Source organism: Streptomyces sp. R28 (assembly GCF_041052385.1).
Classification (GTDB): domain Bacteria; phylum Actinomycetota; class Actinomycetes; order Streptomycetales; family Streptomycetaceae; genus Streptomyces.
On sequence record NZ_CP163439.1, the window covers coordinates 3,395,377 to 3,415,792 of the forward strand.

Below are 20,416 nucleotides of genomic sequence, written 5' to 3' on the forward strand. Positions count from 1 at the left end.
ACCGGTGACCACCCCGAAGACACATCCGGTACACCTGCGGACCCCGCCCCCACCGCCCTGCCACCGCACGCCGGCCCCCAGGACCCCGGGCACCCCCACCGGCCCCCGTCCCCCACCCCACTCCCCCCGACGACCGAATCCCCCTCCACCTCCCGGAGCCCCCGCACCCCGACGCGCCGGGCCCACGCGGCGGCACCCCGCTGCTCGCCCCCGCGCCCCCGATGCTGCCCCAGCCGCTCGCCCTGCAACGCGCCCTGCGCCCCCTCAAGCGCAAGGTTCCCTCGCCTCGCGCCCGGCTCCTCGACGAGCACGCCACCGCCGACCGGATCGCCCGGCTCGGTGCGCGCCCCGACGTCTGGCTCCCGGTGCTGCGCCCGGCGCCGGACCGCTGGCTGCGCCTGAACCTGGTGTACGACGCGGGCCCCACGATGCCCGTCTGGCGCCCCTTGGTGCGCGAACTGCACACCGTGCTCGCCCAGTCAGGCATCTTCCGCACGGTCACCGCACACCGCGCCACCCCCGACGGCCGCGCCCACCAGGTCCCGGCACTGGCCGACGGCCGCACGGTCACCCTGATCGTCAGCGACTGCATGGGCCCGCAATGGCGGCCCGGCCCGGCGGGCGACCGCTGGTACCGGACCCTGCGCCGCTGGGCGGCCCGCATGCCCCTGGCCGTCGTACAGCCACTGCCCGAACACCTCTGGCACACCACGGCCCTGCCCGCCGCCCCGGGCCTGCTCACGGCCCCGACGGCGGCGGCGCCTTCGGCCGCGCTCACCTTCACGCCGTACGACGCACACGAGTCCTACGATCGCGCCGTCCCCCTCCCCGTCCTGGAACCGGCCCCGGCCTGGCTAGCCAACTGGGCCGCCCTGATCGCCGCGCCGGGCGGCGGCCACGCACCCGGCGCCCTGGCCTGGCTGGCGCCCGCGCCGCTGCCGCCGACCGAACCGGCCCCCGACATCGCCGCGTTGCCCGCGCAGGACCTGGTGCTGCGCTTCCGGGCGACCGCGTCCCCGGAAGCCTTCCGCATCGCCGGTCATCTCGCCCTGGCCAACCCGTCCCTGCCGGTGATGCGCCTCGTCCAGCGCGCCTTGGACCGCGGCCCCCGCCCCCAGCACCTGGCCGAGATCATCCTGAGCGGCATGCTGACGGCGGCTCCTGGGCCGCCGGGGTCGTACGAGTTCCGTCCAGGGGTGCGGGAGCTGCTGCTGCGGTCGCTGCCGCGTACGGCGCGGACACGGACCCGTGAATTCCTCGCCCGGGTCGGCGGGTTGATCGACGAAGAGGCGGCCGTCAGGCCGGGTGAGTTCCGGGCACAGGCGCGAGGAGGCGACGGTTCGGGAGGTGGGGGTGCCGCCTTCGCGACGGTCAGGGAGGAGACGGTACGGCGGCTGGGCGGAGGTGTGGAAGAGGAGCTCTTCGCCGGTCGGTATCGGCTGCTGGGGCAGCGGGGGCCCAGTCAGCGCATGTGGGCGGCCGTCGACGTATGGACCGACCTGCCGGTGGTCGTGCACCGCTATCCGGTCCAGGCGGCCCCGCAGGAGCGGTTCCTGCGGGAGGCGCGGGCGCTGGCGGAGCTGCAGCATCCGAACGTGGTGCGCGTGCTGGACTTCGGCTCGGAGGGTGAACGGCCTTATCTGGTCGCCGAGTTCGTGGACGGCGTCACCCTGGCCGAACTGCAGCTGGGCAGCGGACCGGGGGTCTCCTTCCGGGTGTTCGCCCAGCTGGTGGCGGATGTCGTGCCCGCGCTGGAGGCACTGCACGAGCGCGGCCTGGTGCGCGGGCAGGACGGCTGGGACGGTCTGCTGCTGCGGCCGGACGGGTCGGTGGTGCTCAGCAGGTTCGCGCTGGGGGAACAGTCGGAGGCGCACGACGAGAGGTCGGACCTCCTCCTGTTCAGGTCGCTGCTAAGGGACTTGGCCGCGCACAGCCCGGTCAGCCCGCCGTTCCAGCGGATGATGGCGGAACTGACGCGGGGCAAGGATCCGGCAGCCGCCGTTCGGCGGCTGCCGCCCTCGGCCGGCTTCGCACGGGCGAGGGGTGAGATGGAGGCAGACCGCCTCCGCGTCACGATGCTCGGCCCGTTGAACATCAGGCGCGCCGGCCGGTTCCTCACCCTCCCTCCCCCGGAGGCTCAGGCCCTGCTGTGCATGTTGCTGCTCAAGCAGGGCCGCCGTGTCGGCTTCGACACCCTAGCCGAGGGACTGTGGGAGCAGCCTCCGTCGGGAATCCAGGCGCTGAGCCGCCTTCGCGATGTGGCGACGGACCTACGGCTGTGCCTCGGCCCCGGCACCCTCGCCGAACTCCTCGACGGCTATGCCCTGCACCTGCCGGGCGACTACATCGACGTGCACCACTGCGAGGAACTGGTCGCCCACCGCACCGACGACCTGCCCCTGGCCGCCCAACGCTCCCTGGTCCAGGATGCCTTGAGCCTGTTCCACAGCGACCCCCTGCTCGGCATCCCCGGCCCCGCCGCGAAGGCCACCCGCGCCCGGCTGCGCGCCCTGCGCCTCAGCCTGTGCGCCACCCGAGCCGAACTCGACCTGGAGCTGGGCGACTTCGAACAGGCGACAACCGATCTCACCGCCCTCGTCCGTGCCCACCCGGATCACGACGACTTCCGTCGGCTGCACATCCTGGCGCTGAAGGGGATGGGGCGCATCGCGCAGGCCATCGAGGCGTACGAGTCCTACGAGGAGTACCGGGAACGGCAGTACGGCGCCCCCATCGCGCCGGGCACCCTGCAAGAGCTCTACCACGAACTGCGCGCCGTCCCCCGCCCGACGATCGCCCTCGAGGCCGACGGCCTGAGCGAGCACCCGGAGGCCCACCACGCCCTCGGCCGTGCCGCGGAACGACTGCTGTCCACGGCACTGCGCCAGGACCAGTACGAAGTGCTGCCCCGTGACAACGGCTACGTCGTCCTCACCGAACCCGACGCGGCAGTCCTGCCGATGGTGAGCGCGGCGCTGCTCCAACTGCCGGTCATGCTCGCGACCTTGGCCGACCCGCCGGGATTTCGCGTGACGTTCTGGCACACCCCGTGGATCGCGAGCGCGGACGAGTCCGCCGTCCCGTCCGACGTGCGGACCGCCCTGGAGTCCATCGCCGCGGACATCACGGTCGTCGTCTCGCCGGAGCTGCACGCGGAGCTCTCCAGCCTTTCGGCGTTCCTGCCGCTGCACCGGGACACCCCCGGTTCCGCGCCCATCGCCTGGTACTGCCCCTTGTCCCGGCGGGCGACCGATCCGCAATCCGCGCCCCGCGGCCTGGTACGCGGCCCCTTCATCGCCCCCGACCTGACCGTGCTGCGCTCGGACCCCGGCCGTTCGGCCATCGTCCACACCCAGCCCGACGGCCCTCTCACCATCCTCGACCCGGCCCGCCCCTGGGGCAGACTCCGCCCCCGCAACGTGACGTACTACGAGGTGGACCTCACCACCCACCAGGCCACCCACCAGGTCAACCTCCCGAGCTCCGGCGCCGGCTCCTTCGCCGCGTCCGTGGACCTCTCCTGGCATGTGGCCGCCCCGGTGGCCTTCGTCCGCGGGGAGACCACGCACGTCGCGAACGCCCTGCTGGACCACTTCCTGAGCGAGGCGTTCCGCATCACCCGCCGCCATCCCCTGCACCGGGCGGGCGCGGCCCAGCAGGCCGTGGAGGCGGGCGTGCGCGGGTGGCCGGTGCCGGGGCTGTCGGTGAGCTGTTCGGTACGTCTGACAGCCGGGGCACAGCCGACGCCCACCCCACCGCGGCCGTCGCCCGGCACGCCCTCGCCCCTGGCCGACCTCGTCCGCCCCGCCGACTACCTCCTGCTCGGCTTCGAAGGCCCCCTGACCAGACCGTTCTCCGCGAAGGCCGCCCGCAGCGCCGCCCTCGACCTGCTCTCCCTCGCGGTCGATCACCGCGACCCCGAGGACACGCCGACAGGCCGCCCCCTCACCGGCGACAGCGGTGGCCCCATCCCGCTCCAGGAGGAGCTCGTGCACCCCCTGGACGTACTGCGCGCCTTCGCCGACAGCAGCATCGCTCCCCTCCTGCGCGACCGCCTCGACCAACTGGAGCTGCGGGCCGTGGTCGCGTCCCGCCCGACCCCGCAGGCCGCCGACCTGGTCCGCGCCTTGCACGGATCCGGTCGCCGCGTGGCCGTCGTCACAAACTTCTGCGTGCAGGCGGTCCATCGACACCTGGACTTCCTGGAACTCCCCCTGACGGCGGTCCACGGCCGCGGACGGCTGCTGATGCCCGATGCGGAGTGCCTCCGCCTCGCACTGAACCACTTCAGCCGGTCCGCCACGGGCCTGCTGGTCTCCTCCACCGCCGCCGAGGTCACCGCCGCCCGGCAGCTGGGCATCCCCGTCATCGGCTACGCCGACTCCCCCGCGACCGAACGACGCCTCCGCAAGGCCGGCTGCGACACGATCGTCGACTCCCTGCGGCCTTTACTCGAAGCCGCCCGCTCCCTGTGATCCGACACGCCGCCTGACGCCCCATCAGAGACAGAACCCCCCATTCAGCGGCACCCCACCCGGCCCCCTCCAAAAGGCGCCCCCCTCCCGGCCGCCCGCACGATGCGAGGGAGGCCGCCACACACGTGGCCCCGCAAACACGACCGACACACCCCAAGCGAGGCCCGCCACCCACCCGGCGGACCCATGGTCTGCGCTCTCGGGAGGACCCCCATGACCGCCACTCTGGAGCAGCTGCGCCGCTGCCACTTCGCCGTCGACCTGGGGGCGGCCAGGACCCGCGTCTATGTGAAGGGCGCCGGACTCGTCGTCGACCAGCCCTCCGCCGCCGCCGTCAACACCCGGACCGGTGCCCTCATCGCGGTCGGCGAGTTCGCGGAGAGGATGACCGGCCGCACCCCGGACTACATCCGCGTCGTACGGCCCGTCTCCGGTGGCACCGTCGTCGACATCGAGATGGCGCAGCGCATGCTGCGGCAGCTCCTCGGCGACAAGATCCGCCGCACCCTGCGCCGCAAGCCCTTCCTGCGCGCCGCGGCCTGCACCCCGCACGACGCCGACCCGCTCGCCCAGCGCGCCGCCATCGAGACCCTTGTCGGCCTCGGCGCCCGGCGCGTCGAACTCGTCGACACACTCATCGCCGCGGCCGTGGGCTGCGGGCTGCCCGTGGAGCAGCCCGAGGCCAGCATGATCATGGTGTGCGGGGCCGCCGCGACCGAGGTCGCCGTGCTCTCCCTCGGCGCCATCGTCACCGCCGAACGCATCCGGATCGGCGGCGAGGCCGTCGACCACGCGATCGTGCAGCACCTGCGGCACCAGCACGAGCTCATGCTGCCCAGCCAGAACGTACGGCCGCTGCAGCTCGCCCTGTCCGGGAACGGGCTCACCCCCCACGGCCCGGCCTCCACCGAGATCCACGGCCGCGACGTCTGCACCGGCCTCGCCCGCAGCGTCCAGGTCGACACCGCCGCCGTACGGAACGCCATCCAGACCCCGCTCACCGGCGTCCTCGACAGCATCGGCAAGGTGCTGCGCGACTGCCCGCCCGACCTGGTCGCCGACCTCGCCGACCGCGGGATCATGATGGTCGGCGGCAGTGCGCTGCTGCCCGGGTTCGACCAGATGCTGCGGCAGGCCACGAACATGCCCGTGCACATCGCCGAGCGGCCCGACATCTGCGCCGTGCAGGGCCTGGGCACCATGCTGGAGGGCAGGATCGAGCCGCTGGAGCTGGACCCGGCCACCTGAGCGCCGGGCACTCCTGCCCCCGGCCGCCGTCATGTCAGTACGGCAGGATCCGCCCCGAGGGCGTGCGGCGGTCGATCTCGCCCCTGGTGTCGCGGGGAGCGGCCGGCCGACGGGTGACGCGAACGCGGACGTGGGTCTGGCGGTTCATGGCGCCCTCCTCGTACCTCGGGTCCGTTGCGGCCAGCCTTCTCCGCGGAACCTTTCGGCACATCGTGCCCACGGAGACACTTGTCATGCCTCCGCGGCAGGAGCGGATGTGTACCGGACTGCTTCCCGGGGAGGAGGGCGCGCCCCGGGGCAGCGCGGGATGGATCACCGTGCGCCGTCGGGCGACCGGCGCCGCCGGGGGCGCAGTGGCCCGTACGGCGGCTCGCCCCCGCCGGCCGCCATCTCCTCGAGGACGCGGAACGGGTGCGCGGCGGGTGCTCGACGACCCGTATGTCCCAGGGGGTCGCGGTGGACCCGGACCGGGAACAGGCGCACGCTCATCAGTAGGGTTCCCGACCCCGTACGGAAGTGATCTCGATGGAAGACAAGAACTGGACCGTTCGGATCCACATCACCGAGGACGGCGACGACACCCGCGCGGAGGCCGTGCTGACCACGCAGGGCACGCCTCAGGACCCGTCGACCGTCACCGGCCGGGGCGTGGCCCACCGCAATCCGATCGACCGGCCCATCCCCGAGATCGGCGACGAACTCGCCGCCAGCCGCGCCCTGGAGGACCTGGCCATCAGGCTGCACGACATCGCGTCCGACGACATCGTGGAGCTGGCCGGCCCGGTCGACCAGCGCGGCAGCCGGGCGTGGGAGACGCCCTAACCGTCCAGCCAGCTGTACCGCCGCTCCGGCCGCCCCGCGTGCCCGTACCGCAGCGACACCTCCGCCTGCCCGGTGACGCTGAAGTGCTCCAGGTACCGCCGGGCGCTGACCCGTGACACCCCGAGCCGGGCCGCGCACTCGGCGGCGGAGAGGCTGCCGTCGGCCGCACGCAGCTCCCGTTCGATCAGCTCGGCGGTCTCCACGCTCATGCCCTTGGGCAGGGTGGCCGCCGTGGCGACCGGCGCCGCGCCCCGCGCCAGCGCCCGGTCCACGTCGGACTGCCCGCTGACCACCGCCGCGTGGAGGTTGCTCCGCCGCGCCGCGTACTGCTCCAGGCGCGCCCTCAGATCCCCGGCGTCGAACGGCTTGAGCAGATAGTCGACGACGCCCTGCCGTACGGCGCCCCGCACCGCGTCCGACTCACGCGCGGCACTGATCACCATGACGTCGCAGTCGTGCCCGGCGGCCCGCAGCCGGGGAATGATCTCCAGGCCGAACATGTCGGGCAGATAGAGGTCGAGCAGCACCAGGTCCGGTTGCAGCTCGGCGACGGCGGTGAGCGCCTGCTCCCCACAGTTCGCCGTGCCGATCACGCGGAACCCGTCGACGTCATCGACGAACCCTCGGTGGATCCGCGCCACCATGAAGTCGTCCTCCACGATCAGTACGTCGATCATCGGACTCCCTCCGTCGCCAGGTCGGCCGGACGGCCGACGGACATCCGGGCGGTGAACATGGCGCCCGCCCGCGTGTTGGTCACCGACACCTCACCGCCCCGGCGTTTGCACACCAGCCGGGTGAGCGCCAGGCCGATCCCCCGGTCACCGCCCTGCGCGGCCTTGGTGGTGAACCCGTGCGAGAACACCTCCTGCGCGAGCTCGGGCGCCACCCCCGGCCCCGAGTCGCGTACGACGATCTCCACGCTGGAGGCGTCCTGCCGCAGTTCCACCTCGACCCACGCTTCGTGGTCGTCGTCCCCCGCCGACGGGGACACGGACCTGGACCCGCTCGCGGCGGCGTCGACCGCGTTGTCCACGAGATTGCCGAGTACGGTCGCCACGTCCGCCGAGTCGGTCGCCTCCAGCCGCTCCAGGGCGGTGCGCTCGGAGATCCTCAGCCGCACCTTGCGTTCCGCGGCGAGCGCCGACTTGGCCATGAGCAGTGCGGCGACGGCCCGGTCGCGGACCCGGCTGGTGAGGTTCAGGTCGAGCGACTCACGGTGTTTGCGCAGGGCACGGACGTACCGTACGACCTCGTCGTGCTCGCCGATCTGGATGAGCCCGGAGATGGTGTGCAGCTGGTTGGAGAACTCGTGGGCCTGGGCGCGCAGCAGCTCGGTGGTGCTGCGGAAGGAGCCCAACTCCCGTTCCAGCTGGGCGAGTTCGGTGCGGTCCCGCAGGGTCGTCACCGAGCCGAGGCGGCGGCCGTCCTTGGTGACGTCCATCCGGTTCATCACCAGGACCCGGCCCCGGCGCACGACGACCTCGTCGCGCCGCGCGAGATCTGCGGACTCTCCCTCGGGCGCGGTGCCGGCCAGGACGTCGTACAGCCGCCCCTCGATCCCCAGGTCGGCCAGGCTCATCCCGACGCAGTTCTCGGGCAGGTCCAGCAGCCCCCGGCCGACGGCGTTCACGAGGGTGAGCCGCTGCTGGGGGTCGAGGGCCACCACGCCCTCGGCGATCCCGAACAGCATCGCCTCCCGGTGTTCGGCGAGCCCGGCGATCTCGCGCGGCTCCATGCCGAAGGTCTGCCGTTTGATCCGCCGGGCCAGCAGCCAGGAGCCGGCCACCCCGAGGACGCTGGCGACGCCGAGGTAGACGAGCAGATAGGACGAGGCGCCCACCAGCCGCTGCCCGACCGACGGCGAGGCCCGCCCGATCATCACGGTGCCGAGGTGGTCCCCGGCGTTGCCGCCGTCCGCGCCGAGTACCGGCGCCTGCGCCACCAGCTCGGTGATGCCGTTCACCGGCAGCTCGCCGGACCAGCCGCGGCCCTCGGCGACCTGCGGACCGTCGGACGGCATCCGGGTGCCGACCAGCGTGGGGTTGGTCGAGGCGACGATCTCGCCGTCGGCGTCGGCGACCGTCGCGGAGGTGACGCCGGACCTGGTGAGTGTGGACTGGAGCAGCGGCGCGAGCATCTCGGCCGGGGCGGGCCGGACCAGCTGGGTGCGGACGAGGGGGTTGCCCGCCATCTCCTCGGCGAGCGCGGTCACCCGGCGTCCCTCGACCCGGTCGAACGTCGCCTTCGACTGCGCCAGCGACACCCCCGCCACGGCGGCCAGCACGATCACCACGATGGCGAGCTGCCATACGAGCAGCTCACCGGCGAGCGTCTGGCTCCGTTGTCGCCGTGCCGTTATGACCACTATGAACTCAACCTTCAATGGTCACAGAACCGAGACGGGGTGTCTCAGGAATCGCACAATCATGGCGCCGGATCGGGCCGAGCGAAAGAGATGAGCCATGAGAACTCGACGAGCCGCACTTGTCGGCGCTCTTGCCGCGGTGTCGATGGTCGCGGTCAGCGCCTGTGGCGCCACCGCCGACAAGGAGGACTCCGGAAGCGGAGGCGACGGCAAGCCCGTGACGGGCCTGCGCCTGATGGTCCCCAACACCCCGGGCAGCGGCTACGACCTCACCGCCCGCACCGTCTCCCAGGTCATGCAGGACACCAAGGTCGCCTCCGGCATCCAGGTGTTCACCCTGCCCGGCGCCAGCGGCACCGTGGGCCTGCAGCGCCTGGTGAACGAGAAGGGCAACGGCAAGATGGCCATGCAGATGGGCCTGGGCGTCGTCGGAGCCTCGTACACCTCCAAGTCCGAGGCGACCCTGACGGACACCACGCCGATCGCCAAGCTGATCGAGGAGGCCGGCGCGATCGTCGTGCCGAAGGACTCCCCGTACAAGACGATGGACGACCTCGTCACCGCCTGGAAGAAGAACCCCAAGAAGCTTGCGGTGGGCGGCGGTTCGTCGCCGGGCGGCCCCGACCACCTCCTCCCGATGCAGCTGGCGAAGGCCGTCGGTATCAAGCCGAAGGACGTCAACTACGTCTCGTACGACGGCGGCGGCGAGCTCCTCCCGGCCATCCTCGGCAACAAGATCGGCTTCGGGGCGAGCGGCTTCGGCGAGTTCCTCGACCAGATCGAGGCCGGTCAGGTGCGCGTCCTCGCGGTGACGAGCGAGAAGCCGATCGACGCGCTCAAGGACGCCCCCACGCTCAAGGACCAGGGCATCGACCTGGTCTTCACCAACTGGCGCGGCATCGTGGCCCCTCCCGGCATCACCGACGAGCAGAAGAAGACCTGGATCGACGCGCTGACGACGATGCACGACTCGGACGAGTGGAAGGCGCAGCTGGAGAAGAACGGCTGGGTGGACGCCTTCGCCACCGGCGACGAGTTCGGCAGCTACCTGACCGAGCAGGACAAGGCGGTCGCCGACCTGCTGGCCGAGCTCGGGCTGGCATGAGCTCCGAAGTGAAGGGCGACGTGAAGGACGAACGGACCGTGGAGAAGCCCCGTCCGCCCCGGGAGGGCGGGGACCGCGCGCAGTACGGCGTGTGCGTGTTCCTCGCCCTGCTGGGCACCGCGGTGATCGTGGACGCCCTCGGCATCGACCACATCACCAGCGGCACCGACCCGGTCGGCCCGCGCGCGGTCCCACTGATCCTGGGCGCGCTGCTCCTGCTGATGGCCGTGCTGTACGCCGTCGACGTGGCCCGGGGCGGCCGCGGTGAGCCGGAGGCGGGCGAGGACGTCGACCTGTCGAGCGGCAGCGACTGGCGCACCGTCCTGCTGCTGATCGCGGTGTTCCTGGCGAACGCCCTGCTCATCGAGCGGCTCGGCTGGGTGATCAGCGGCTCCCTGCTCTTCTGGGGCACGGCGTTCGCGCTCGGCAACCGCCACTGCATACGCAACCTCCTGATCGCGGTGACGCTCTCCCTGACGACGTTCTACGCGTTCGCGATCGGCCTCGGCGTGAACCTCCCCGCCGGTGTCCTGCAAGGAATCCTGTGAGGCCTGGCCCGTGACGGACAACCTGAACAACCTCATGCAGGGCTTCGCGGACGTCATGGCGCCGCTGAACCTGCTGCTCGCCCTGGTCGGCGTCGTCATCGGCACCGCGGTGGGCGTCCTGCCGGGCATCGGCCCGGCGATGACGGTGGCCCTGCTGCTGCCGGTCACCTACGGCATGGAGCCGGTGCAGGCGTTCATCATGTTCGCCGGCATCTTCTACGGCGGCATGTACGGCGGCTCGACGACCTCGATCCTCCTCAACACGCCCGGCGAGTCGTCGTCCGTGGTCACCGCCATCGAGGGCAACAAGATGGCGAAGGCGGGCCGGGCGGCCCAGGCGCTGGCCACGGCGGCGATCGGCTCCTTCGTGGCGGGCACCATCGGCACCCTGCTGCTGGTCCTGATCACCCCGTTCGTGGTCGACTTCGCGGTCAGCCTGGGCGCCCCCGACTACTTCGCGCTGATGCTGCTGGCGTTCATAGCCGTGACGTCGGTGCTGGGCTCGTCCCGCATCCGGGGCTTCATCTCCCTGCTCCTCGGCCTGACGATCGGCCTGGTCGGCATCGACTCGGTGTCGGGCCGGCAGCGACTGACCCTGGGCGTACCGCAGTTGGCCGACGGCATCGACGTCGTCGTGGTGGCGGTCGGCATCTTCGCCGTCGGCGAGGCGCTGTGGGTGGCCGCGCATCTGCGGCGCAAGCCCGCCGAGGTGATCCCGGTGGGCCGTCCGTGGATGGGCAAGAAGGACTGGCAGCGGTCCTGGAAGCCCTGGCTGCGCGGCACGGCGTTCGGCTTCCCCTTCGGCGCACTGCCGGCCGGCGGCGCGGAGATCCCGACCTTCCTGTCGTACGCCACGGAGAAGCGGCTCACCAAGCACCCCGAGGACTTCGGCAAGGGCGCGATCGAGGGCGTGGCGGGCCCGGAGGCGGCGAACAACGCGTCCGCGGCGGGCACGCTGGTCCCGATGCTGGCGATCGGCCTCCCCACCAACGCCACGGCGGCGGTGATGCTGGCGGCATTCCAGTCGTACGGAATCCAGCCCGGCCCGCTGCTCTTCGAACGCGAGGCCAGCCTGGTCTGGGTCCTGATCGCGAGCCTCTTCATCGGCAACCTGCTCCTGCTGCTCCTGAACCTCCCCCTGGCCCCGGCGTGGGCGAAGCTGCTGCAGATCCCGCGCCCGTACCTCTACGCGGGCATCCTCTTCTTCGCCACGATGGGCGCCTACGCCGTCAACGCCCAGCCCCTGGACCTGTTCATCCTCCTCACCCTGGGCATGCTCGGCTTCGCCATGCGACGCTTCGGACTACCGGTCCTGCCGCTGATCGTCGGCGTGATCCTGGGCCCGCGCGCGGAGCTGCAGGGCCGACGCTCCCTCCAGCTCTCCGGCGGCGAGCTGTCGGGCCTGGTCGGCGGCCCGGTGTCGTACACGGTCTACGGGGCGATCGCGCTGGTCCTGGTGTGGCCGCTGATCGGCCGGTTCGTCGTACGTCCCCTGCGCGCGCGAAGCTCGGCCTGAGAGATCTGGAGAAACGAGATGACCATCCTGGTCGGCTACGTCCCCTCCCCCGAGGGCGAGGCAGCCCTGCGCGCGGGGATCGACGAGGCGCGTCGGCGCGGCGAGAAGCTGCTGGTGGTGAACACCACCCGGGGCGACGCCTATGTCGACCCCCACTTCGCCCAGGAGCCCGACCTGAGCCACGTGAGCGAGGACCTCGCGGCACTGGGCATCGACTTCGACCTCCGCCAGGTCCTCGGCGCCCGCGACGCCGCCGAGGAGATCATCGACCTGGCGGAGAAGACGGAGGCGTCCCTGGTGGTGATCGGCCTGCGCCGGCGCAGCGCGGTCGGCAAGCTGATCATGGGTTCGGCGGCGCAGCAGATCCTGCTGGGGGCGGGCTGCCCGGTGCTGGCGGTGAAGGCGGGGTCCTGAGCTGTGGCAGGCGCGTGATCTGAAACATACGTGGTCTGCGACATAGGCGTTTTCGCCCGATTATGGCTAGCTGGATGTGCTTGCCTCGCGCACAGCGACGCGTCATCGGACGCGCCGTCCCAGCCGACCATCCGCCCGGGAGACCCATGCGCCTGCGCGCCCCCTCCGTCCTGCGAAACCCCGCAGCTCCCCGTATCGCCTCCCTTCCGCCCCTCGCCCTGGCGGGCGGCGCACTGACCGTCGGCATCGGCGGTCTGTACGTCGCCGGGCTGCTGCTCGCGGGCGGCGACATAGACGCCGGCACGACGGTGCGCGGTGTCGACATCGGGGGCCTGAGCCGGGCGGAGGCCGTCCGGAAGCTGGAGGACCGGCTGGGCCCTGCCGGGTCGCGAGAGCTGACCGTGACGGTCGGTGATCGCAAGGGCACGGTCGATCCGCGGCAGGTGGGCATCACCTTCGACTACGACAAGACGGTGGACCACGCGGCCCGCACCCACGACGCCAACCCGCTCACCGTGATCGGCGGCCTCTTCAGCTCGGGCGGCACCGTCGAGCCGGTCGTGAGCGTCGACGAGGACAAGGCCCACGCCGCCCTCGGCAGGCTGGCGAAGTCACTCGACCAGAAGGTCCGCGACGGCGCCGTCACGTTCGATGACGGCGAGGTCCGGCAGGTCGCCCCGCACGACGGCTACGCACTGGACACGGACGCCGCGGTCGACCCCCTGCGCACCGCCTTCCTCACCGGCAAGGCCGACTCCGTCACGGCCCTGCCGGCCCGCGAGACGAAACCCGAGGTCACGGCGGCGGAGGTGCGGCGGGCGGTGCGTGAGTTCGCGCAGCCCGCCATGTCCGCGCCGGTCAGGCTCGCCGCGGCCGGCGAACGGTTCACGATCGACCCGGCCGTCCTCGGCGAGTACCTGACGATGCGGCCGGACGACGCCGGCAAGCTGACCCCGAAACTGGACGCCAAGGGCCTGCGCGCCGCCCCCGCGGTGGCCGAGCCCCTGTCCGACCTGCCTGCCGAGCCCCGGAACGCCACGCTGGACCTCGACGGCGACGAGGTCGTGGCGGCCGACGACGCCAGGCCCGGCGTTCAGGTCACCGACGAGGCGCTGGGCAAGGCCGTGCTGCCGCTGCTCACCAAGTCGGGCATCACCGCCCGCACCGGCGAGGTGGCCGCACGCGTGACCCAGCCGCAGGTGACCTCCGAGAACGCCGCGCGGCTGGGCCTGACGGAGAAGATGTCCTCCTTCACGGTCCACTTCGAACCGGCGCCGTACCGCACGAAGAACATCGGCCGGGCGGCGGAACTGATCAACGGTTCCGTGGTGATGCCGAACAACACCTGGAGCTTCAACCGCACCGTCGGCGAACGCACCGAGGCCAACGGTTTCACCGAGGGCATCATGATCCTCAACGACGAGTTCACCAAGGCGCCCGGCGGCGGTGTCTCCGCCGTGGCCACGACCATGTTCAACGCGATGTTCTTCGCCGGGGTCAAGCCCGTGGAGTACGGCGCCCACTCCTTCTACATCGAGCGCTACCCGGAGGGCCGCGAGGCGACGGTCGCCTGGGGCAGCCTGGACCTGCGGTTCAGGAACGACTCCGGCAACGCCATCGCCATCCAGGCCGAGGCCACCGACACCTCGGTCACCATCACCTTCCTCGGCACCCGCAAGTACGACGAGATCGAGTCGGTCACCGGGCCGCGCGAGAACGTCAAGCAGCCGGAGAAGAAGGTGAGCACCGACGAGAAGTGCGTGCCGCAGACCCCGCTCGAGGGCTTCGACGTCAAGGTGGAGCGAGTCTTCTACACCGACGGCCGGGAAGTGAAGCGGGAGCCGTTCCGCACCCACTACACCCCGCGTGACGAGATCGTCTGCGAGTGACGCGTCGGCTGACGGTCGGTGACGTCATGGGCCACGGTCTGGGCGCGGCCATGACCCGCTGTCGCTCTTCTGCTCGCGCCCTGCCGGCCGTGGGCCTGGAACCCGGCCAACTCCTCACCCGCCTGGACGGGCTGGACGACGGGACCGACAACGACCTTCCCGCGACCTGCGCTTGCGTCGCCTGCGACGCGGTCACCGGAGACCTCCGCTTCGCCGAATGACTGCTGCTCGGCGAGTGCCGGCGCGGCTTCGGACCGTCAGAGGGCCGGGCGCGCTTCCCGGGCCCGCAGCCGGTGTGCGAGCCGGCCGAGCAGCACGGCGTTGAACAGGCCGGCCAAGCCCGCGACGGCGGAGAACAGCAACGGGCTCAGCCAGGCGAGCGAGGAGGCCCACTCGGCGGGTGCCGCCACCAGCAGGGCGAGGATGCCGAGCGGTGCCGTGGCCATGAGCGGCCAGATTCCGGCGAACCCCGGGTCCGGCGACAGGTACACCGCCCACAGGAAGAACCCCAGCGCCGCCGCGACCACGGCGAGGTACCCACGCGCGAGCCAGTTGTCCACCGCGGGCGCCAGCAGACCCCGTCCCCTCCCTGGGCGGGGCCGCGCGGAGCCGGCCCCGTTCGGTGCGGCGGACGCGGACCTCGTGGCGAGGGCACCGAGCACGGCGGCGTTCACGAGAGCGCACACGAGCAGCCATACGGCCCAGAAGCCGACGGCGAACACCTCGACCGCCCCACCGCCCTCGCTACCGGGACCGAAGGGGAGGACCACACCCGCGAAGGAGAGCGGCGCCGTGAGCATCATCGGACTCTGGGCGAAGCCGCTGTCCGGGAGAACGGCCATGACCAGGACGCAGACGGCGACGACAGCCAGATAGCCCCGGGCGAGCCAGTTGTCCGTGGCGAGCGCAAGGAGCCGGCGCAGCCGCGGGAGGCGGCGCGGACGGGACGCATTCGGCATCGGGGTTCCCTCGGGTCGGTCCGGATCGTGTTCTCCACAGTGGACCGGAGGGCGCCCTCGGGCATGAGTACGGGTACTCAGGGGCAGGGCGGCACAGGACCTGCTTCAGCCGCCGAGCACGGGTAGGGAGAGGCCGCAGCGGACGGGCTGTGCGTGAGCGGGGTCGAGGGCGTTGCTCACGAGTTGGGCGGCGTTGGTGTCGTACGCGAGCGACAGGTGGTCGGAGACGTCCTGCGGGCAGATCTCCTGGATCAGGATGTTCCGGACGGTCGCGCCCGGCCCGGCCGTCAGGAAGTTGTTCTGGTACGGGGTGGCGCCCTCGTCGTACCGGGTCGCGATGACGGTGTAGCGGACCCCGGGCTGCGTGTCCCCGTCCCGGTCCAGCTTCTTGTTCATCTCGGAGCCGACCATCTGGTCCGACCACGCCTGGCCGACGACGGCGGACACGGTCGGGTTGAGGCCCAGCTTGGTGGTCACGGTGCCGATGCCGGAGACGTTCGAGCCGTGGTTGGACGGAGCCAGGGCGATGAGGCTGCGCACCTTGTTCCGCTTCGGATGCGCCGGATTCGTGCCGCCCTCGAATCGCAGATACCAGCGGGGCGCCGGACCGCCGCCCTGGGAGTGCCCGACGAGGTCGACCTGGCGGGCGCCGGTGGCCTTCCGTACGCGGTCGACGTAAGCGGCGATCTGCCGGGCGGAGTCCGCGATGGGCCCGGTGGCCTGGAACGGACTCCCCGGCACCCCGCCGTAGTTGGGAGCGAAGACGCAGTACCCCTGCTGCTTCAGCCACGGCGACAGCATGCTCCAGTTGTTGAAGGCGTTGGCTGCGGACCCGTGCAGCAGCACGACCGGGCGCGGATGCTCGCGCGTGGGCCGGCAACTCCAGTCGTTGGCCCCGGCCGGCGGCGCGTCCGGGTGCAGAAGCCCCCCGGCCAGCGCGGCGGGGGTGTCGAGGATCCGCCCCTGCGGTCGCGGCGGCGCGGGTGGGCCGGATGCGGCGGCCACGCCCTGCAGCGCCACCGCCGTCGACAGGCCGAGCCCCGCACAGACCGCGCCCCACCTGCTGCGCCGCCGGTTCGACCGTCCCCGGGAAACATTCCGGTCCGTCATCGGGCCACTCCTCGCCTCAGAGCCGGCCGGGCGCCGACCCGAGGATGATCGAGGAGCGGATCACCACAGCGTTCAACAGCCGCTCGCGGCACCTCTGATGGAGCAGATCGTTTTCATCCGTCCAGCCCACGGCGTACCAGGGCCCGGGAAGGTGAAGCCGTTGGCGCCCAGCGCGGCCGAGCCGAGTGGACGGCCGCGCGCAGACGGAGCCAAGGCCGCTGGCCCTGGCCGACGTTGAAGGCGCGCAGGCCGGCGTCCAGGGCGCGCATAAAGTCGTCGACCAAGGCGGGCTCGGAGGCGTCCGCGGGCAGGACGGCGAACAGCGAGTCACCACCCTCCTGCGTCACCCATGCCTCGCGGTCCAGTCCGGCCGTGGCGGCCGCCGAATCCAGCAACGCCACAATCACTTCCTGGAACTGCCGCTGCGTTTCCGCGTCGACTCCGCCGTAACCCTTGGCATCTACCCTCTGCAGCGGCCTGCGCCCGAACGCCCTTACGGCGCCCGGCTCGTCCACGTCATCCGCGGCATAGGTGTACGGCAGCGTGTGCTCCCCGCACCCGCGGGGATGATCCCAGCCAGGCTGTGGCCGTGAAGGAGGGCGCCTAGATCTCCCTTGAGTTGCCGGCCAGAACTCCGAGAGCTCGCCAGGGCTCGTTCTCCGGTACGGCGCCTTCCTGCACCATGCGGTCAATCACTGCTCGTATGGCGGCCGCGGTTTCCACCGGGATCTCCCGCACGCCGAACACCGACTCCAGTGGCGCAGTCCCGGCCCGGGTCGGTCCCCCGGAAGCCGCATCGAACCAGCCCTCGGCCAGCTCTCCCATGTGCCGCTCGAACACAGCGAGAATGACACCGAGCGCTGTTGCGCCGTTGCGCTGTTGCGCTGTTGCGCTGTTGCGCTGTTGCGCTGTTGCCGATCTTGTAGGCGGCCCGGGAGGTCTCCGGGGCATCGAGTACCGGCTCGTACTGCTCCAGCCCGGCCACCCACCGCTGGTCCGCCGTCGCCGTCGACCGGGCCGCGTCGAAGGCGGCCTCCGCGCGCTCCAGCTCGTCGGGCAGGAACATGAACTGCACGCTGGCGAAATCGAGGTTCGCCTCACCCAGGGAGGCGAAAACTGGGGCGCGATCTGCCCCTGGGGGACAGCGTGCCGGCCACCGGGCGCCGGTCGGACGCGGGCGATCGCACCCTGGTCGCCAAGCGACCGCCCCTCTACTACAACCCCACAACCCGCGCCCTCTTCGACCCGAAGGCCAACGTCCTGTGGGCCGTAGACACCTTCGCCACGAACGTGCCGACCTCTATGCCCGAAATGGCGGCGCTGTCGCCAGACGAATTCCGCGACGGCCAGTTCTTCGGCGGAAGCCTGGTCTCCCCCTGGGGCGCCCTGCTGGACGCCCAAAAGTTCGGGACGGTCGTCACCGACTTCCAACACCTGAACGCCGAGGTCATCGCCGGCTGCCACTGCCCGGTCCTCCGCGGAGCCCAGATCCCCGAGGCCTACGACCTCCTCCGCCAGCTCCCCGGAATCCCACCGCGGGCAGAGTTCACCCAGACTGACCTGGACCAGCGGATGGCGGTTGCCGAGAGCTCGGTTCCGCCGGAGCAGCCGCGGCCATCGGGGACGTGAGCGGCGCTGCCGCGCGGCGTTGGGATCTGCTGCACTCCGGCACCAGGGACCTGCCGCTCGGCCAGTGCTGTGACCGGTGGGTCAGACCGTCGCGTGAGTGGCGACCGGCCGACCGGGGCTTGACCCTCATGCCAGGCGGCTTGGCACATATGGTCGACGCCGAGCGCGCTGAGGCCGCGCAGCCGGCCCCTCGGCTGTGCCGACGCCGAGCAGGCGAAGCTCTTCGACCAGGCGCCTGGTGCGCGGCCGGCAGTGCACCTCCTCGGGTGCTTCCCTTTCGGCTTCGAGCAGCTGCGCGACGGCTTCATCTCGCCGCCCGGCCTGGGTCAGCCCTGGGGTCACGTCAACGAGGTGCAGGGCGCGGCGCTCCCGGGGCAGGGCGCGCATGGCACGCTGGTCCGGCTGCTGAACGGCGACGAGTTCGAGGGCCCCCGCGTCGAACTGGCCACGACCCTGGTCGTACGGGACAGCACGGCCCGTCTCGGCTGACGCCTCGGCACCCTTGAGGTGTACGAGGACGAGGAGTCGGCCCGGACGACTTCGAGAGCCCCGAAGCGCGCACGATCACCGAACGACGACTGCTGTGGGCGAGCCGCCAACCACCCGTTGAGCGCCGGGTGTTGACACCCCTCCTGCCCCCTCCTACATTCCCGTTCGACACTCAGAATAATGTCCGGTATTTCGAACTTCGACTCTCGGTCCCCTTACCCCGTGAGGAAGCTGATCTCGCATGTCCTGGCTCCAACACCCCCACAGCCGCCGGAGAGTCATGGCGGCCACCGTCGGCCTGGTCGCGGGTGCCACACTGCCGGCGACGCGCGCGGCGGCGGCCGCGACGGCCCAGCAGGAGCGGTTCACCAACCCGGTGATCTGGCAGGACTTCGCCGACCTCGAGGTCATCCGCGTCGGCGACACGTACTACTACAGCGGCTCGACCATGCACTTCTCGCCGGGCGCGCCCGTCCTGCGCTCCTACGACCTGGTCAACTGGGAGTTCATCGGCCACTCGGTGCCGGTCCTCGACTTCGGCGACGCGTACGACCTCAAGGGCGGACGGGCGTACGTCCAGGGCATCTATGCGTCCTCGATGCGCTACCGCCCCAGCGACAAGACCTTCTACTGGGTGGGCCAGATCGGCGGGCAGCGGTCGTACGTATACAGAGCCACCAACGCGGCGGGCCCCTGGACCCGGCACGCCGAGATCAGCACCAATTACTACGACGCGGGGCTGCTCTTCGACGACGACGGCACCCCGTACGTGGCGTACGGCGCCAACGAGATCCGCGTCGCGCAGCTCTCCCCGGACATGCGCACCGAGGTCAGGTCCGAGCACGTGCTCACCAAGCCCGACGCGATCCACTATATGGAGGGCTCCCGCTTCTACAAGATCAACGGGAACTACTACATCTTCGTCACCCGCCCGGCCAACGGCCAGTACATCTGGAAGTCCACCTCAGGACCCTTCGGCCCGTACGAGATGCGGGAGGTGCTGTTGGACCTGCCCGGCCCGATCCCCGGCGGCGGCATACCGCACCAGGGCTCGCTGGTCGACACCCCGAACGGCGACTGGTACTACATGGGCTTCATCGACGCCTATCCCGGCGGCCGCGTCCCCGCCCTGGCCCCGGTCACCTGGAACGCCGCCGGCTGGCCCGAGCTCCAGACCGTCGACGGCGCGTGGGGCGAGACATACCCCTACCCGGTCACCCCGCACCCGCTCCCGCCGCTGACCGGCGCCGACACCTTCCAGGGGACGACGCTGGCGCCGTACTGGGAGTGGAACCACAACCCCGACACCACGGCGTTCACCGTCAACAACGGGCTCACCCTCAGGACCGCCACCGTCACCGACGACCTCTACAACGCCCGCAACACCCTCACCCGCCGCATCCAGGGCCCCGCCTCCACCGCGACCGTCGTGCTCGACTGCTCCGGGATGGCGGACGGCGACCGGGCCGGGCTGGCGATGCTGCGGGACTCCTCCGCCTGGATCGGCGTCACGCGGCAGAACGGCGTCAGCAGGCTGGTGATGTTCGACGGCCTGACCATGGACGCCAACTGGAACACCAGCAGCACCGGCACCGAGCAGGCCCGCGCCGACCTCCCCGGCAGCCGCGTCTGGCTGCGTGCCGCCGCCGACATCAGCCCGGGGCCGGGCCGCCAGGCGACGTTCTCCTACAGCACCGACGGCACCACCTTCACCCGGCTCGGCCCGGCCTTCACCATGAACGAGAGGCCTCATTTCTTCATGGGCTACCGCTTCGCCGTCTTCAACCACGCCACCAGGGCCCTCGGCGGCAAAGTGCGGGTGGAACGCTTCGACTTGCGCGCGT

17 protein-coding genes and 1 pseudogene are annotated in these 20,416 nt (G+C 71.6%); 12 read left to right on the forward strand and 6 right to left on the reverse strand.

The features are described 5' to 3' along the window. Positions 1–23: 23 nt before the first annotated feature. The 3 genes from AB5J49_RS14955 (at position 24) to AB5J49_RS14965 (ending at position 6,545) form a co-directional block, all read left to right on the forward strand. A complete protein-coding gene (locus tag AB5J49_RS14955; protein ID WP_369175138.1) occupies positions 24–4,475 on the forward strand; it encodes an SAV_2336 N-terminal domain-related protein in 4,452 nt (1,483 codons plus the stop codon). A 213-nt stretch (positions 4,476–4,688) separates the two neighbouring features. Next, positions 4,689–5,723, forward strand: a complete 1,035-nt coding sequence (locus tag AB5J49_RS14960) for a rod shape-determining protein (protein WP_369169130.1) — start codon at positions 4,689–4,691, stop codon at positions 5,721–5,723. 525 nt (positions 5,724–6,248) lie between these two features. Then, positions 6,249–6,545, forward strand: coding sequence for a DUF1876 domain-containing protein (locus tag AB5J49_RS14965; protein WP_369169131.1), 297 nt, complete (start codon positions 6,249–6,251; stop codon positions 6,543–6,545). On the opposite strand, the gene AB5J49_RS14970 is transcribed toward AB5J49_RS14965, so the two are convergent. Together AB5J49_RS14970 and AB5J49_RS14975 are read right to left on the reverse strand one after the other, a co-directional pair. Then, complete coding sequence (locus tag AB5J49_RS14970) at positions 6,542–7,222, reverse strand: response regulator (protein ID WP_369169132.1); 681 nt, start codon at positions 7,220–7,222, stop codon at positions 6,542–6,544. The two genes, AB5J49_RS14965 and AB5J49_RS14970, sit on opposite strands and share 4 nt — an antisense overlap. After that, positions 7,219–8,913 carry an ATP-binding protein gene (locus tag AB5J49_RS14975; protein WP_369169133.1) on the reverse strand — a complete coding sequence of 565 codons (1,695 nt, stop codon included), beginning with the start codon at positions 8,911–8,913 and terminating at the stop codon, positions 7,219–7,221. Before AB5J49_RS14975 ends, AB5J49_RS14970 begins: the two co-directional genes overlap by 4 nt. 97 nt (positions 8,914–9,010) lie before the next feature. Between AB5J49_RS14975 and AB5J49_RS14980 the strand changes: the two genes are divergently transcribed. The 6 genes from AB5J49_RS14980 (at position 9,011) to AB5J49_RS15005 (ending at position 14,606) form a co-directional block, all read left to right on the forward strand. Beyond that, the gene (locus AB5J49_RS14980) at positions 9,011–10,018 is read left to right on the forward strand and encodes a Bug family tripartite tricarboxylate transporter substrate binding protein (RefSeq protein WP_369169134.1); all 1,008 of its coding nucleotides are present in this window, start codon (positions 9,011–9,013) and stop codon (positions 10,016–10,018) included. Continuing rightward, on the forward strand, positions 10,015–10,566 hold the full coding sequence (locus AB5J49_RS14985) for a tripartite tricarboxylate transporter TctB family protein (protein ID WP_369169135.1): 552 nt from the start codon (positions 10,015–10,017) through the stop codon (positions 10,564–10,566). The genes AB5J49_RS14980 and AB5J49_RS14985 overlap by 4 nt, the downstream gene beginning before the upstream one ends. Positions 10,567–10,600: 34 nt before the next feature. Next, positions 10,601–12,082, forward strand: coding sequence for a tripartite tricarboxylate transporter permease (locus tag AB5J49_RS14990; RefSeq protein WP_369175139.1), 1,482 nt, complete (start codon positions 10,601–10,603; stop codon positions 12,080–12,082). Between the two features lie 18 nt (positions 12,083–12,100). Next, positions 12,101–12,496, forward strand: a complete 396-nt coding sequence (locus AB5J49_RS14995) for a universal stress protein (RefSeq protein WP_369169136.1) — start codon at positions 12,101–12,103, stop codon at positions 12,494–12,496. 146 nt (positions 12,497–12,642) lie between these two features. Beyond that, the gene (locus tag AB5J49_RS15000; protein ID WP_369169137.1) at positions 12,643–14,385 is read left to right on the forward strand and encodes a VanW family protein; all 1,743 of its coding nucleotides are present in this window, start codon (positions 12,643–12,645) and stop codon (positions 14,383–14,385) included. After that, entirely contained in the window at positions 14,382–14,606 is a 225-nt protein-coding gene (locus tag AB5J49_RS15005) for a SpoIIE family protein phosphatase (RefSeq protein WP_369169138.1), read from the forward strand. The genes AB5J49_RS15000 and AB5J49_RS15005 overlap by 4 nt, the downstream gene beginning before the upstream one ends. A gap of 36 nt (positions 14,607–14,642) precedes the next feature. Here the strand turns inward: AB5J49_RS15005 and AB5J49_RS15010 are convergent, their stop codons facing one another. The 4 genes from AB5J49_RS15010 to AB5J49_RS15025 form a co-directional block, all read right to left on the reverse strand. Then, positions 14,643–15,344, reverse strand: coding sequence for an SCO4225 family membrane protein (locus AB5J49_RS15010; protein WP_369169139.1), 702 nt, complete (start codon positions 15,342–15,344; stop codon positions 14,643–14,645). Positions 15,345–15,449: 105 nt separating this feature from the next. Further along, on the reverse strand, positions 15,450–16,454 hold the full coding sequence (locus AB5J49_RS15015; RefSeq protein WP_369169140.1) for an esterase/lipase family protein: 1,005 nt from the start codon (positions 16,452–16,454) through the stop codon (positions 15,450–15,452). 113 nt (positions 16,455–16,567) lie between these two features. Beyond that, complete coding sequence (locus AB5J49_RS15020; RefSeq protein ID WP_369169141.1) at positions 16,568–16,855, reverse strand: hypothetical protein; 288 nt, start codon at positions 16,853–16,855, stop codon at positions 16,568–16,570. Between the two features lie 202 nt (positions 16,856–17,057). After that, the gene (locus AB5J49_RS15025; protein WP_369169142.1) at positions 17,058–17,294 is read right to left on the reverse strand and encodes a hypothetical protein; all 237 of its coding nucleotides are present in this window, start codon (positions 17,292–17,294) and stop codon (positions 17,058–17,060) included. A 306-nt stretch (positions 17,295–17,600) separates the two neighbouring features. Here AB5J49_RS15025 and AB5J49_RS15030 point away from each other — a divergent pair, with 306 nt between their 5' ends. The 3 genes and pseudogenes from AB5J49_RS15030 to AB5J49_RS15040 all read left to right on the forward strand — a co-directional run. Beyond that, on the forward strand, positions 17,601–18,083 hold the full coding sequence (locus tag AB5J49_RS15030) for a hypothetical protein (RefSeq protein ID WP_369169143.1): 483 nt from the start codon (positions 17,601–17,603) through the stop codon (positions 18,081–18,083). A 252-nt stretch (positions 18,084–18,335) separates the two neighbouring features. Further along, on the forward strand, positions 18,336–18,572 hold the full coding sequence (locus AB5J49_RS15035) for a hypothetical protein (RefSeq protein ID WP_369169144.1): 237 nt from the start codon (positions 18,336–18,338) through the stop codon (positions 18,570–18,572). Between the two features lie 241 nt (positions 18,573–18,813). Beyond that, positions 18,814–20,409: pseudogene (locus AB5J49_RS15040) on the forward strand (glycoside hydrolase 43 family protein); the annotation flags it as partial. Between the last annotated feature and the right edge of the window lie 7 nt (positions 20,410–20,416).

Bases quoted from the DNA above. Each gene is read 5' to 3' on its own strand.
- AB5J49_RS14990 (WP_369175139.1), top strand. From the start codon at position 10,601: ATGCAGGGCTTCGCGGACGTCATGGCGCCGCTGAACCTGCTGCTCGCC.
- AB5J49_RS15000 (WP_369169137.1), top strand. From the start codon at position 12,643: ATGCGCCTGCGCGCCCCCTCCGTCCTGCGAAACCCCGCAGCTCCCCGT.
- AB5J49_RS14980 (WP_369169134.1), top strand. From the start codon at position 9,011: ATGAGAACTCGACGAGCCGCACTTGTCGGCGCTCTTGCCGCGGTGTCG.
- AB5J49_RS14960 (WP_369169130.1), top strand. From the start codon at position 4,689: ATGACCGCCACTCTGGAGCAGCTGCGCCGCTGCCACTTCGCCGTCGAC.
- AB5J49_RS15015 (WP_369169140.1), bottom strand. From the start codon at position 16,454: ATGACGGACCGGAATGTTTCCCGGGGACGGTCGAACCGGCGGCGCAGC.
- AB5J49_RS15010 (WP_369169139.1), bottom strand. From the start codon at position 15,344: ATGCCGAATGCGTCCCGTCCGCGCCGCCTCCCGCGGCTGCGCCGGCTC.
- AB5J49_RS14965 (WP_369169131.1), top strand. From the start codon at position 6,249: ATGGAAGACAAGAACTGGACCGTTCGGATCCACATCACCGAGGACGGC.
- AB5J49_RS14970 (WP_369169132.1), bottom strand. From the start codon at position 7,222: ATGATCGACGTACTGATCGTGGAGGACGACTTCATGGTGGCGCGGATC.
- AB5J49_RS14985 (WP_369169135.1), top strand. From the start codon at position 10,015: ATGAGCTCCGAAGTGAAGGGCGACGTGAAGGACGAACGGACCGTGGAG.
- AB5J49_RS14995 (WP_369169136.1), top strand. From the start codon at position 12,101: ATGACCATCCTGGTCGGCTACGTCCCCTCCCCCGAGGGCGAGGCAGCC.